The following is a 13,743-nucleotide window of genomic DNA, read 5'->3' as shown; positions in this document are numbered from 1 at the left end:
ATTTATAAAAAACTGTATTTTATTGTTGCTATTTAAATGTTTAAGATGCTTTGGTATTAAATTTTTATAAAATTACCAATAGATGGTATATAAATTGAATTAAATGCAACAGAACATTAAAATCACTTAAAATTTTCAAAGTGACTGTTTATGCCTTTATTCCAATCTGTCAGCCACATATTCTATGCGAGTTTTCCCATGTGGTTTAGGCTTTCCGTCGCTGTCTAAGTTAACCATTACAATATTTGAAATGGTTATTATAGTTTCTCTGGTCATTTTATTTCTAACCTCACAGCTTAATGTAAGCGATGCCGTTCCAAATTTTACAACATCTATACCAATTTCTATGATGTCACCTTCTCTTGCTGAAGCTCTAAAATCTATTTCGCTCATGTATTTGGTAACGACCTTCTGATTTTCCAATTGAATGATGGTATACAATGCTGCTTCTTCGTCAATCCATTCTAAAAGACGACCGCCAAATAATGTTCCGTTTGGATTTAAATCTTCTGGTTTAACCCATTTCCTTGTGTGAAATCTCATGTAGTGTATTTTTAATTTTATTTAAAGTAATGTCTGTTGCGCCTGCTCATTAGGAATCTTTAAGGTGTACCCTAATTGTTCATTAATCTTTTTAATGAAATAGGTGGATAATAATGGAGATTCTTTTTCTATATTTTGGTGTATAAAAAAATCGACTTCTTTGATCCCTTCCTCCTTCCATGTTTTTAAGCGTGTTACCCAATCGTCTAAACGGATGTAATCACTTGGGTGATTGGCCCCAACATAACGAACAAAAGCTGTTGCATTTGTTAGACGCATGTGCAATAAATCACGTCTTCCGGCTGTGTCTACTATAACATTAGAAATATTGTTTTGTTCCAACAGTTGGTATAAATCTTTGGCTACCAATGAATCGTTATACCAATCGGTATGCCTAAACTCAATAGCTAACGGTAATTCTTTAGGCCAGGCCTCTACAAATTGAACGACCCTATTAAAATCTTTAGGTGAAAAATTATTATGTAATTGCAAGAATATAGTTCCTAGTTTTTCCTTTAAATTGATCGCACTATATAAATAATGCTCCACCACTTCCTTGATACCGTTCAAACGCTTCCAATGACTAATTTCCTGATTGAGTTTAGGGAAAAACTTAAATCCTTCTGGGGTTTTCTTGTACCAAGTTGTAAATTGTTCGGGCGGAAATATTCTGTAAAAGGTAGCGTTTAGTTCTATGGCATTGAATTGTGAGGCATAGTACACCAATTCATCTTTGGTTCCCCTTGGATAGAATCCTTTGAGATCTGCCCGATTCCATTTGGCACAACCTATGTATACATCAGGTATGTTGTCGTCTTTATGCTTGTTTAAAACAGTTTTCGTTTTTGGATGATCTTGGGGTAAGGTAAAATCAATAATTTCGGGGTTATCTACACTTCCAAACTTCATGTCGTTACAGGCTCTTTTTTTTGAGGATTTAAAGATAGGAAAATTGTTATTGTTAATAAGGTCGTTGATAATTAAAAGAGGGATTCCCTACAATGCGTACCAATAATCTCTAATTTTAGTAAAACTCTTAATCATGAATACAAGACATCTTAACCTAAAAAGTATTCGTCCGGAAGTCCCTGAAGCCACAATTAACGACAATATGAGTTCTGACGAACGGTTCCAAAATCAAGTTTTAAGACCTGTTATCAAGCTTCAAAATGACCTTTTGATAGAAGTGTTTAAAAATTATGCCAATAAGCACAAATCTGTTTTCTATGGACTAAAACTGGATAAACGCATTGATTACATTGAAAATGCCATTCAACGTGATATGAAATTCAGAAATTCCTTAAAAGGGATCGTTATCGGACAATTTACAGTTGAAGAGTATTTGGTTTACATTCAAAATTCTTCTGCCCTTAACAAGCGTATGATGCAACTTGTTAAAGAACGTTTAATCGACAACATACAGCTTTTGGAAAAGCCAGAGCTTTTGGCTGTAGTTTAAACCTGTTTTAAATTTACAATTAAATAAGGGACACACCGTTTAAGTCGGTTGTAAGGACATCGCTCATATAATCAAAGTAAGGACGTATGGCCTTGAAAGCCTCATCGACTTTAGTAATGAAGTTGGCATCTAGAACTTCTTTATCTGTAAATTTCTTAACAAAGATATATTGCTTCTTTTTTATCAAGTCTATAGCTTTGTGATCTTTACTGAAACCCTTAGGAGCTGTTTTAACTTCATCACCTACAAAATCACCCCAAATGCTTTTAAATTGTGGCTCGTTAATAATGTCTCGGATTTCCTGATCGTCCATTTCAAATTCCTTTCTTATATGAAACAGGTCTTCTTTGGCTGGCTCCCAAAACCCAGTTGCTATAAAGCTTTCATTGTTAGGTTGAATGTGTAAATAATATCCGCCACGTAATTGGGGCTTAGTACGGTGAAAAGCACCTCCAAAATGCGTTTTATACGGAAGTTTGTTTTTTGAAAAGCGTACGTCGCGATAGATCCTAAACATCTTAAGTTTATCAATATCATCATGTTTTCTAAGCAGCTCCATAACCACATTATAAACTTGTTTTACCTGTGCTTCTATGGTTTTAAATTCCTTTTTGTGATCATTAAACCAGTCACGGTTATTATTCTTTTCAAGGTTTTTAAAAAAGTCTAAAGCTGTTTTTGGAACTTGTGTACTCATGATAAAAGGTTTTAGAGTTATGTTATTTACAGGTTACATTTAGTTATTCTTCCGGAAGTAATCATTAAAGAACATTATTTGATATTTAATAGCATTAGTCCAATATTTCCAGTTATGCTTACCGGGACGTTCAATAAAATCGTGTGCAATGTTTCTTTCAAGTAGTTTTTTATGCAGCTTCTTGTTGACATCAAAGAAGAAATCATCGTAACCACAGTCTATAATGAGACTTAAATCGCCATCCAATAAATGTACAAGGTTAATTACCGTATTATTCTCCCATCCCTCCTTATTCTCTGGATATTTACCCAGTCGCTTACTGATATCCCAATTGTTGGGAAAAGGACGAATATCAACACCACCACTCATACTTCCTGCAGCCCCCCATATGTTCTGATGCCTAAACGCCAGATATAAGGCACCATGCCCTCCCATACTCAAACCGGTTATAGCACGACCGCTCTTTTCTTTAATGGTATTGTACTTTGTGTCTATGGCATTTATCAACTCTTTGTAAACATAAGTTTCATATTTCATTGAGCTGTCAACAGGACTATCAAAATACCAACTGGTATAACCACCATCTGGACACACTATAATCATGTTATAGGTATCAGCAATGTCTTTTATGTGCGGCACAGTAGTTAACCATTTTGAAAAATCATCACCGGCACCATGCAATAAATACAATACAGGAAATTCACCTTCCTTTAAAGTGTAACTATCGGGTAATATTACAACGTTCTTTATGGCCTTATTCATTGATAGGCTCGTAACCGTTAGGGTATCAACCTGAGACGCCATCAGGCTAAAGCAATTGTATAGAACAACTAAAAAGAGCAGTTTAATTTTCATTAATTTAATTTCATCAATTATCTAAATATATGCGGATTATTACAAAAGAAACAACAGCATTGGCTAATTTCATTCGAATATAGACAATTATTATAATAATGAAGTAATAATAAAATAGCTTTAATAAGAAAGCATTATTACACCTGAATCCTTTTCGGGAAGGAATATAGTAATCTAAAAAATAGTGTCTATTTTATAATAGAACTAAAATACGCTAAGATACTTTACTCAAAATCGATGGCTTTTAAAATCAATCCAGAGGCTGGTGCTATATATTCCATTCTCGCATAGCTATTAGGTTTTAAACTGTTTTTAATATCTTCTATACTTAGCTTGTTTTTCCCCAAATCTATAAGCGTCCCCATCATTAGTCGGATTTGGTTACGCATAAACCCTTTGCCTCTTACACGCAGTAAATAACTATGCTTAGGAAAGTAATTAGCTTGATAAATTGTATTTTCTACCAGTTCGCATGTTAAAATTTCACGATCATAAATACCATTATCTGTTGGCCGAAAGCAATAGGATTTAAAGTTATGCGACCCCTCAAATAATTTAGCTCCCTGTTTCATTAACTCTATATCCAAATCATCCAAAATAGTAGTCATTATGGGTGCACAAAACGGATGACACTTTGCTCCATAAGTGAACAAATAGTTATACTCTTTGATTTTTGAATGCTTTATAATATTAAATTTAGCATCGACTTCTCGGATACCAGTAGCACGGATATCTTGAGGTAAATTATGATTAAATAGAGCTAAAAACGCGTCCAAATCTTCGATAGGCTCAAATACAAACAACTCGAAAGCAGCATTTTCAGCTGAAACCATAGCGTCTGTCCTCCCTGCCCCTAGGCTTTTAAAGCGTTTACCATCAAGAATAAAGTTTAATGTTCTATCGATCATTAAATGCAGCGTTTTTACATCGGGCTGCTTTTGCCAACCATGAAAACGATATCCTAAATATTGAATGGTAATGACATAAAAATATTTCTTCATTATGTTTTTTAAAGAGGCGGAAAATTAAGGTAATTATTAATTGTGACAAAAATTTTATAATTTGTAATGTTTTTCACTAACTAAAAACTAACAAATTATGACTTTAAACAATGAGAATAAGCCTGCTATTTGGTTTTGGGTAGTAAGCATTATTGCACTTTTTTGGAACGCTATGGGCGTCGATCAATATTTAGGTCAGGCTTATGAAACGGAGCGATGGCAGGCTGCCATGACTTCAGAACAATTAGAGTTAGCTTCCAGTACGCCTGCTTGGATTACTGCTGCTTTTGCGATTGCCGTTTTCTCGGCAACAATTGCCAGCATTGGACTTTTACTTAGAAAAGGATGGGCCTACCCGCTGTTCGTACTCTCTTTTATAACAGTTGTAATACAAATGGGGTACTTTTTTTCCAAAGGTATAACAGACAACATAGGAATGACCATTTCCATCATTGTTTTTGCTTTATTCTTAGTTTGGTTTTCTAAGCACTCTAAAACTAAAAAATGGATACATTAACTTGAAATAAACCAACCAAACTTTGATGAGGCATTGTTGTTTAACCAAAACAATGCCTCTGTTTTTATTTTTGCCTGCCTTTTAATTCGTCTTCAATATCTTTTAATCTAAATCCTTTTGCTTGCAGGAGCATTAAATAGTGAAACAGTAAGTCTGCGGACTCATATAGAAATAGTTCGTCATTGTTATCCATTGCTTCTATAACCGTTTCAACAGCTTCCTCTCCTACTTTTTGAGCTACCTTATTAATCCCCTTAGCAAACAAGCTTGCTACGTACGATTTATTAGTGTCTTTATTAGCAACACGTTCTTCAATAACGTTTTCCAATTTGGATAAGAATCCATAGGATGCCATGTTTTTTTCTCCCCAACAGGTATCGGTTCCTTTATGGCATGTAGGTCCGACAGGTTCTACTTGTAACAATAGCGTATCATTATCGCAATCATTTTTTATATCAACCAGGTTTAAAAAGTTACCACTCTCTTCTCCTTTGGTCCATAAACGCTGTTTGCTCCTACTATAAAAAGTGACTTGTTTGGTTTCAATGGTTTTGTTGTAAGCTTCTTCATTCATATAACCTAACATTAAAACATTTTTAGTTATTGCATCCTGAATGATTGCGGGAACCAAACCTTCTTTATTGTATTTAATATCCATAATTCAATCTTTATATAATGCTTAAAGGCGCACCTCTATATTATTATCGTTTAATTCTTTTTTCAAATCTGGAATAGGAATTTCTCCAAAATGGAACACACTAGCTGCCAATGCGGCATCGGCTTTACCTATTTTAAATGTATCTATAAAGTGTTGTACATTTCCAGCGCCTCCTGAAGCTATTACGGGAATATTTAGTTCTTCAGACAATCTTGCTAATGCTATATTGGCAAATCCATTTTTGGTACCATCATGATCCATTGAGGTAAATAATATTTCACCGGCACCACGTTGTTCCACTTCTTTGGCCCATTCGAACAAATCGATATCTGTTGGAATACTACCGCCTGCTAAGTGTACTTTCCATTCTCCATTAATTTGTTTGGCATCAATGGCTACAACAACACATTGGCTCCCAAATTTATCGGCTAATTCGTTGACCAGATCTGGTCGCTTTACTGCAGAGGAATTAACAGATACTTTATCGGCACCACATTTTAGGAGTGCATCAACATCTTCTACCGAAGAAATGCCGCCACCAACGGTAAAGGGAATATTAACTTGTTCGGCAACATGTAGTACCATGTCAAGGGTAGTTGCCCTTTCTTCTATCGTAGCAGAAATATCCAAGAACACCAACTCGTCTGCACCTATAGCAGCGTATTGCTTTGCTAGCTCGACAGGATCACCAGCATCTCTTAAGTCTACAAAATTAACACCTTTAACGGTTCGCCCATTCTTTATATCTAAACAGGGTATAATACGTTTTGTTAACATACTTTAAAGTTGGAAGTTGGAAGTTGGAAGCGTTAATACTTGAACTTCAAACTTAATTACACAAATTTTTCTAGTTGTTTTAAACTGATTCTGTCCTCATAAATAGCTTTGCCTATTATTACACCTTCACATCCAGCTTCTTTAAGCAAAGGCAATTCATCTATGGAGGATATGCCTCCCGACGCTATTAACTTAATTGATTGTCCCTTGCTACTATTAGAACAAGCGGCAATAATATCTTTATACAATTCAATAGCAGGCCCTTCTAACATGCCGTCCTTGGAAATATCGGTACAGATAACGTATTGAATGCTTTTTCTTTGGTATGATTTAATAAACGGGATAAGGTCTTCTTCACTTTGCTCTGTCCAACCTCCTATAGAAATTTTACCGTGGTCACTATCTGCTCCCAAAATGATTTTCGCTGATCCATATTTTTCAATCCAACCTTCAAACACATTCGGGTTCTTAACAGCAATACTACCGCCCGTTACTTGGCGCGCACCAGAATTAAAAGCAATATGCAAATCTTCGTTGGCTTTCAATCCACCACCAAAGTCAATTTTTAAAGCTGTTTTTGAGGCTATTTGCTCCAATACTTTGTAATTCACGATATGCTGTGCTTTGGCTCCGTCAAGATCCACCAAATGCAAGTATTCTATACCAGCATCTTCAAATGCCTTAGCAACTTCTAATGGATTTTCGTTATAAACTTTTTTGGTGTCGTAATCCCCTTTTGTTAAGCGAACACATTTACCGTCTATGATATCTATGGCTGGTATTATTCTCATTCAAAAATTAAATTTTATAAGTTAAATATTAGAAGTACAAAGTTAGGTGACATATCGACTACTTTTTATTATTTCGTTTAGCTGTTTTTATTGAAGCTACTGTAATAGCTAATAATTCTTTACCTTCATTCATAAGTTTATCTGTTTCTTTTGAATTTTCCGGAAGGATTTCATTAAAAATTTCCAACCAATACACACTTTCGTCAGCTTCTTCTTCAACAATTTTTAACTTATTTATAAAATCAGCTGTTGATTTAGCTCTTTGAGACGCTCTGTAATTAGCACCAACTGAACTTGAGCTCCGAATTAATTGATTCACAAATGCATTGTACTCTCGAGATTTAGGAACTCTAAAACAAAAACTCCAACAATCTAAAGCAAATTGCTTTGTTCTATTCATTAATTCGTTTTTCATATTTATATTGTTAAAAGTTTAAAGTTTGGGCTAGTTTTTTTTAAGTAGCATATATAATCAAACTTCAAACTTCATATATCGTATTTTGTACTTCATAAATGGTACTTAAATCTATAATTCTAAAAAATTTTGTAATATTCTTTCTCCTGCTACGCTACTCTTTTCTGGGTGAAATTGCACACCATAAAAGTTTTTGTGTTGTAAAGCAGAAGCATAATTAATATCGTAATCGGTTGTTGCAATCGTTTCTGGACAATGGTCTGCATAATAACTATGCACTAAATACATGTATTCCTTTTCCTTGATTCCCTTAAACAGTCTGGATTTTAAATCTTTTATCACATTCCATCCCATCTGGGGCACTTTTACACGATTATCAAAGCGTTTAACAACTGTTTTAAAAACACCTAATCCCTTTGTATTTCCTTCTTCAGTAAATTCACATAGCAGTTGCATTCCTAAACAAATTCCAAGTACAGGTTGTTTTAGCTTAGGGATTAAGGTATCCAAGCCTGTCTCTTTTAACATTTCCATAGCGCTACTAGCTTCTCCTACTCCTGGAAATATAACCTTATCTGCCTCAGCAATTTCTTCTGGATCTTTAGACAAAACCGCATTGACTCCAAGTCTTTTAAAAGCAAACTGAATACTTTTTATGTTTCCAGCTCCGTAATCTATAATTACTAATTTCAATTTTCTAATATTATTGGTAGTGTACCCTTTAAATTTTTATTTTTTCTTTTATAAAACACCTTTCGTTGATGGTAAAATCATTTTTTCCACATCGCGTTTTACAGCCATTTTAATGGCTTTGGCAAAGGCTTTAAAAATAGCTTCTATTTTGTGGTGCTCATTAGTACCTTCGGCTTTAATATTTAAATTACATTTGGCTCCATCGGTAAAGGACTTAAAGAAATGGTAAAACATTTCGGTAGGCATTTTTCCTATCATTTCTCGTTTAAAGTCGGCTTCCCACACTAACCAGTTTCTTCCTCCAAAATCAATGGCAGCCTGTGCAAAACAGTCGTCCATTGGCAAGCTAAAACCATAACGTTCGATTCCTAATTTGTTACCTAAAACGGTATTAAATAATTCACCTAAGGCAATAGCGGTATCTTCAATCGTATGGTGTTCGTCTACTTCCAGATCTCCGTTTACTTTTATATCTAAATCTAATTGGCCATGACGCGCTATTTGGTCAAGCATATGGTCGAAAAAAGCCAATCCAGTATGGATATTACTGTTTCCTGTCCCATCCAAATTAAGCTTAATGGCTATTTTAGTTTCATTTGTGTTTCTAACAATTTCGCCGGTACGATCCTTAGCTTTTAAAAAAGCATATATCTTTTCCCAATCGTTGCTTTCTAAGGCTATGTACGGTTCCAATTCGTCATGTTTTACAGTCGTTTCGTCCGTGCCCAAGTTCGTGTTATCGTTAATAAATATACCTTTTGCTCCAAGATTTTTGGCTAATTCAACGTCCGTAAGTCTATCACCTATAACAAAAGAATTTTCTAAATCGTAATCTTCAGAAAAATATTGGGTTAGTAACCCCGTATTGGGCTTTCTGGTAGGGGCATTTTCCCTAGCAAACGTTTTATCTATAAATTGTTCTTTAAATACGATGCCTTCATCCTTAAAGCATTTGATAATAAAATTGTGCACAGGCCAAAAGGTATCTTCAGGGAATACTTCTGTTCCCAATCCATCCTGATTGGTTATCATAACGATTTCATAATCCAGCTCTTTGGCTATCTTGCTTAAATATTGAAATACCTTAGGATAAAACTGAAGCTTTTCAAAAGAATCAATTTGTTCGTCTTCCGTTTCTTTTATTATCGTTCCGTCCCGGTCTATAAATAATACTTTTTTCATATAACGTAGTGATTTATCCTGAACTTGTTTCAGAATCTGTTTAATCTATACTTAATATTTTTGGTTTAAAATCATTATTCAGTTTTATTTAAAAGCTCCTGAAACAAGTTCAGGATTCCGAAATTAACAAAAGTGTTTTTATTAATATTTCATTCTCCTCAGGTGTTCCTACAGTGAGCCTTAAGCAATTATCGCACCCTAGCTGCTTGGTCCTGTTTCGTACCACAATACCTTTTTCTATGAGCTGATCGTATCGTTTATTCGCATCATCTACTTTTATCAAAATAAAGTTAGCGTCAGAAGGGTAAATCTTTAAAACATAATCCATCGTTTTAACTTCTGATATTAGCTTTTTGCGTTCCTCTAAAATGGTTTTAATTTGATTTGCCGTAACTTCCATACTACTTAACTGTTCTATAGCTCTTTGTTGTGTTAGTTCGTTAACATTATACGGTGGTTTAATAGCATTTAGCACATTGATTATTTGCGTTGAAGCATAACAAATACCTAAACGAATTCCCGCCATTCCATAAGCCTTAGATAGTGTTTGGGTAACAATTAAATTAGGAAAATCTTCTAAACGTGTAGACCAACTTATCTGATTTGAAAAATCGATGTAGGCTTCATCTATAACTACAATGCCATTAAAATTGCTTACTAATTCTGCTATGGACTTTTGGGCAAAGCTATTTCCCGTCGGGTTGTTTGGAGAACATAAAAACAGTAATTTGCTGTTTTCGTCCACTTGACTTAAAATACCCTCAACGTCTGGTTGAAAATCATCCGTTAATTGTATCTTTTTGATTTCGACTGCATTCAAATTAGCCAGCACTTCGTACATCCCATAGGTTGGAGGCAAAATGAGGATATTATCTTGATTAGGCTCACAAAACACTCTAAAAATAAGATCCAATACTTCGTCGCTTCCGTTCCCCAAAAGTATATTCTCTACAGGAATTCCTTTAATTTCTGAAAGCATTGACTTTACTGTTCTTTGTTTGGGATCTGGATAACGGTTTACACCATTATAAAACGGATTTTCATTGGCGTCCAAAAATACCATGGGATCACTAACTCCTTGAAATTCATCACGCGCCGAAGAATAAGGTTTTAAGGCCTTAATGGTTGGCCTTATTAAACTGTCTATATTTATTTTTGTTGTTTTCATTTTACTTTGGGATCAAATTATTGCAAATCCTTTAATCGAATGGATACTGCATTTTTATGTGCTTGTAAGCCTTCAGCTTCTGCCATAAGTTCGATGGTCTCACCTATATTTAAAAGGCCTTCCCTCGATATTTTCTGAAAAGTCATGCTCTTAGAAAAGCTATCTAAATTCACGCCCGAATAAGCTTTTGAAAAACCATTGGTTGGTAATGTGTGATTTGTTCCAGAGGCATAATCGCCAGCACTCTCAGGTGTAAAGTCTCCAATAAACACCGATCCTGCATTTCTTATGCCATCAACATAAAATGCTTCGTTCTCTACACATACAATAAAATGTTCTGGCCCGTACTCGTTTATTAACTCTAAAGCGGTTGCATCATCTTTTACGAGAATACCTTTCGAGTTTGCCATTGCTTTTTCTGCTATAGCCTGTCTGGGTAGCGCCTGTATTTGTTCTTCAATTGCTTCGGAAACCTCATTTATTAACGATTTAGAAGTAGATACTAAGATAACCTGACTATCGATTCCGTGCTCTGCCTGACTCAATAAATCTGAAGCAATGTAAGCAGGGTTAGCTGTGTTATCGGCAACCACCAACAACTCACTTGGTCCAGCGGGCATATCTATTGCTACGCCATGTTTCGTAGCTAGTTGTTTGGCAACAGTTACATATTGGTTTCCGGGGCCAAATATTTTATATACTTGAGGTATGGTTGCTGTTCCAAAAGTTAGTCCGGCAATGGCTTGAATCCCCCCTACCTTGATAATCTTGGTTACTCCACAAAGTTGCGCTGCAAAAAGTATTTCTGGAGCCAAAGAACCATTCTTGCTTGGTGGGGAACACAAAACGATCTCTTTGCATCCTGCAATTTGCGCAGGCACAGCCAACATTAAAACTGTAGAAAATAAAGGTGCCGTACCTCCTGGAATGTACAAGCCTACTTTTTCTATAGCACGCTTTTCTTGCCAACAAGCTACACCATTAGTAGTCTGCACTTCTACTCTAGTGGTTTTTTGGGCTTTATGGAACGCTTCAATATTGCTTTTAGCTAATTTAATAGCTTCTTGTAGCTTTGCTGGCACTTTGGCTATGGCCTCCTGCAACTCATCGTTAGAAACTATATTGGATACCAGATCAACGCCATCAAAACGCGCTGTATAGTTTTTTATGGCCACATCACCCTCAGTAAGAACTTCTTCAAAAATCTGATTTACAGTAGCTTCAATGTCCTTTACCGTTTGTGTGGGTCTTTTTAGGACTTCTGACCAGTTTTCTTTATTTGGATTATCAATTATTTGCATACTAAACTTTTTTAAGTGAGATTCTCTCCCAAATGCACGGGATCTGAAAGACACTATAATACCATCTTCTCAATAGGACATACCAAAATTCCTTGGGCGCCGTTATTTTTTAGTTCGTCAATAACGTCCCAAAATTCGTTCTTACTTATTACAGAATGTACTGAGCTCCACCCCTCCTCTGCCAAAGGCAACACAGTTGGACTTTTCATTCCTGGTAACACATTTATAATGTCCTGTAATTTATCGTTTGGAGCATTAAGCAATATATATTTTGATTGTCTGCCTTTTAAGACCGACTGAATCCTAAACTGGATTTTACTAAGAATAGCTTCTTTTTCTTTTGAAAGCACTGGTGAAACCGCTAGTACCGCCTCCGATTTTAAGATCGTTTCAACTTCTTTTAAATTGTTTTTAAACAGCGTGCTTCCGCTAGATACAATATCACAAATAGCATCTGCCAGTCCAATATTTGGAGCGATTTCAACAGAACCATTAATAATATGCAAATTCGATTTCACACCATTTTTATCTAAATAATCTTGAACGGTATTAGGATATGATGTAGCTATACGCTTTCCCTCCAGATCTTTTATAGTGTTATAATTATGGGACTTTGGGACGGCAATACACACGCGACAAGCAGAAAATCCTAGTTTTTCAGCAACTCTTATATCCTTCCCCTTTTCTATTAATACATTTTCTCCGATAATGGCAACATCTACAACACCATCTTTTAAATATTGCGGAATATCGCCATTCCTTAAATAGAATACTTCTACTGGAAAATTCCTGGCTGATGCCTTTAATTGATCCTTCCCATTATCGATAGAAATCCCTATATCCTTTAGGATTTTCATTGAGTCTTCGTTTAATCGACCCGATTTTTGTACAGCAATTCTTAGTTTACTCATTTTTATTATTCGTTATGAGTTTGAAACAATCTACTTAAGTTTTTAAATAAAAAACCCGCTTGATTGTCTCAAACGGGTTTAAAAATATCTTGACTTTATTCAACACACCTTCACTTCGCTTGAGAGCAAATTTGAAAATGATGATGATGAAATTGAATAAAATTCATGTTTACCTATTGTTTCTACAAATATCAGTAATTAAAACAAATATCTCCAAATATAATAGGGACATTTTTTAACTATTTTAACATTATTAATTTTTAAGCCTATTTTTTTAATACTTCTCAAACCAATAATCCATTCAATTAAAAATATCCAAACGAGCACACCTCGATTTGGATATTTTATAAACTAACTAATAAAATTAAACAGACTGCCTATAATTTTAGGCTATTTTTTCTGCACGGCGGTTATCCTCAATTCTTCTCCGTAACCGTTAATGGCTTTGCCTTTTATTTTCGTACCATCCTTTTGTAATTGCACTTTAACAAAGCTATCTTCTACATTTATATTAAAGTACAACACACCATTCTTGACTTTAATAGATTCGGCTGTATTTTCACCTCCATCTTCATAGATTACCTTAACGACAGGTCTGTCCTTTTTTTGTTCAACAACTATTTTTCCAGAATTGTATCCATAAGGTGCTTCGTTGCACTCATACTCCCAGGTACCTTTAAAGTTTTTTATAGACTCTTGGGCGTTTGTCTTAAAACAAAATGCTAAAACTACTACTACTAATACGACTAGATTTTTCTTCATAATTAAAACTAAA

General features: G+C 34.9%; 17 protein-coding genes. 2 read left to right on the top strand and 15 right to left on the bottom strand.

Annotated features, from left to right (window positions below):
- Nucleotides 1-156 precede the first annotated feature (156 nt).
- The gene (locus ABD792_RS16270; protein WP_345007425.1) at nt 157-543 is read right to left on the bottom strand and encodes an acyl-CoA thioesterase; all 387 of its coding nucleotides are present in this window, start codon (nt 541-543) and stop codon (nt 157-159) included.
- A gap of 21 nt (nt 544-564) precedes the next feature.
- On the bottom strand, nt 565-1,452 hold the full coding sequence (locus tag ABD792_RS16265) for a DUF72 domain-containing protein (protein WP_345007424.1): 888 nt from the start codon (nt 1,450-1,452) through the stop codon (nt 565-567).
- Between the two features lie 133 nt (nt 1,453-1,585).
- On the opposite strand from ABD792_RS16265, the gene ABD792_RS16260 reads away from it, so the two are divergent.
- Nucleotides 1,586-2,002 (top strand): glyoxalase, encoded by a 417-nt coding sequence (locus ABD792_RS16260; RefSeq protein ID WP_345007423.1) that lies wholly within the window; start codon nt 1,586-1,588, stop codon nt 2,000-2,002.
- Between the two features lie 19 nt (nt 2,003-2,021).
- Here the strand turns inward: ABD792_RS16260 and ABD792_RS16255 are convergent, their stop codons facing one another.
- From ABD792_RS16255 to ABD792_RS16245, 3 genes are all read right to left on the bottom strand, one after another.
- Nucleotides 2,022-2,699: a DUF2461 domain-containing protein gene (locus ABD792_RS16255; RefSeq protein WP_345007422.1), complete on the bottom strand. Its 678-nt coding sequence runs from the start codon at nt 2,697-2,699 to the stop codon at nt 2,022-2,024.
- 39 nt (nt 2,700-2,738) lie between these two features.
- Entirely contained in the window at nt 2,739-3,554 is an 816-nt protein-coding gene (locus ABD792_RS16250; RefSeq protein WP_345007421.1) for an alpha/beta hydrolase, read from the bottom strand.
- A 224-nt stretch (nt 3,555-3,778) separates the two neighbouring features.
- Complete coding sequence (locus ABD792_RS16245) at nt 3,779-4,555, bottom strand: tRNA pseudouridine synthase A (RefSeq protein ID WP_345007420.1); 777 nt, start codon at nt 4,553-4,555, stop codon at nt 3,779-3,781.
- Nucleotides 4,556-4,652: 97 nt separating this feature from the next.
- Between ABD792_RS16245 and ABD792_RS16240 the strand changes: the two genes are divergently transcribed.
- On the top strand, nt 4,653-5,072 hold the full coding sequence (locus ABD792_RS16240; RefSeq protein WP_345007419.1) for a hypothetical protein: 420 nt from the start codon (nt 4,653-4,655) through the stop codon (nt 5,070-5,072).
- Between the two features lie 64 nt (nt 5,073-5,136).
- Here the strand turns inward: ABD792_RS16240 and hisIE are convergent, their stop codons facing one another.
- The 10 genes from hisIE to ABD792_RS16190 form a co-directional block, all read right to left on the bottom strand.
- Nucleotides 5,137-5,730 carry a bifunctional phosphoribosyl-AMP cyclohydrolase/phosphoribosyl-ATP diphosphatase HisIE gene (gene hisIE / locus ABD792_RS16235; protein WP_345007418.1) on the bottom strand — a complete coding sequence of 198 codons (594 nt, stop codon included), beginning with the start codon at nt 5,728-5,730 and terminating at the stop codon, nt 5,137-5,139.
- A 21-nt stretch (nt 5,731-5,751) separates the two neighbouring features.
- The gene (hisF, locus tag ABD792_RS16230) at nt 5,752-6,507 is read right to left on the bottom strand and encodes an imidazole glycerol phosphate synthase subunit HisF (protein WP_345007417.1); all 756 of its coding nucleotides are present in this window, start codon (nt 6,505-6,507) and stop codon (nt 5,752-5,754) included.
- 56 nt (nt 6,508-6,563) lie between these two features.
- Nucleotides 6,564-7,298: a 1-(5-phosphoribosyl)-5-[(5-phosphoribosylamino)methylideneamino]imidazole-4-carboxamide isomerase gene (gene hisA, locus ABD792_RS16225; protein ID WP_345007416.1), complete on the bottom strand. Its 735-nt coding sequence runs from the start codon at nt 7,296-7,298 to the stop codon at nt 6,564-6,566.
- Between the two features lie 58 nt (nt 7,299-7,356).
- On the bottom strand, nt 7,357-7,713 hold the full coding sequence (locus ABD792_RS16220) for a four helix bundle protein (RefSeq protein WP_345007415.1): 357 nt from the start codon (nt 7,711-7,713) through the stop codon (nt 7,357-7,359).
- Between the two features lie 111 nt (nt 7,714-7,824).
- Entirely contained in the window at nt 7,825-8,406 is a 582-nt protein-coding gene (gene hisH, locus ABD792_RS16215; protein ID WP_345007414.1) for an imidazole glycerol phosphate synthase subunit HisH, read from the bottom strand.
- A 48-nt stretch (nt 8,407-8,454) separates the two neighbouring features.
- Nucleotides 8,455-9,588 (bottom strand): bifunctional histidinol-phosphatase/imidazoleglycerol-phosphate dehydratase HisB, encoded by a 1,134-nt coding sequence (gene hisB, locus ABD792_RS16210; protein ID WP_345007413.1) that lies wholly within the window; start codon nt 9,586-9,588, stop codon nt 8,455-8,457.
- A gap of 109 nt (nt 9,589-9,697) precedes the next feature.
- The gene (hisC, locus tag ABD792_RS16205; RefSeq protein ID WP_345007412.1) at nt 9,698-10,756 is read right to left on the bottom strand and encodes a histidinol-phosphate transaminase; all 1,059 of its coding nucleotides are present in this window, start codon (nt 10,754-10,756) and stop codon (nt 9,698-9,700) included.
- Nucleotides 10,757-10,773: 17 nt separating this feature from the next.
- The gene (gene hisD / locus ABD792_RS16200) at nt 10,774-12,057 is read right to left on the bottom strand and encodes a histidinol dehydrogenase (RefSeq protein WP_345007411.1); all 1,284 of its coding nucleotides are present in this window, start codon (nt 12,055-12,057) and stop codon (nt 10,774-10,776) included.
- Nucleotides 12,058-12,110: 53 nt separating this feature from the next.
- Nucleotides 12,111-12,968, bottom strand: a complete 858-nt coding sequence (gene hisG, locus ABD792_RS16195; RefSeq protein ID WP_345007410.1) for an ATP phosphoribosyltransferase — start codon at nt 12,966-12,968, stop codon at nt 12,111-12,113.
- Nucleotides 12,969-13,358: 390 nt separating this feature from the next.
- A complete protein-coding gene (locus ABD792_RS16190; protein WP_345007409.1) occupies nt 13,359-13,730 on the bottom strand; it encodes a hypothetical protein in 372 nt (123 codons plus the stop codon).
- Nucleotides 13,731-13,743: the final 13 nt, after the last annotated feature.

The organism is Snuella lapsa (genome assembly GCF_039539345.1).
GTDB classification, from domain to species: domain Bacteria; phylum Bacteroidota; class Bacteroidia; order Flavobacteriales; family Flavobacteriaceae; genus Snuella; species Snuella lapsa.
The sequence above is the reverse complement of the archived record's forward strand: the minus strand, read 5'-3'. Positions and strand labels throughout refer to the sequence as shown.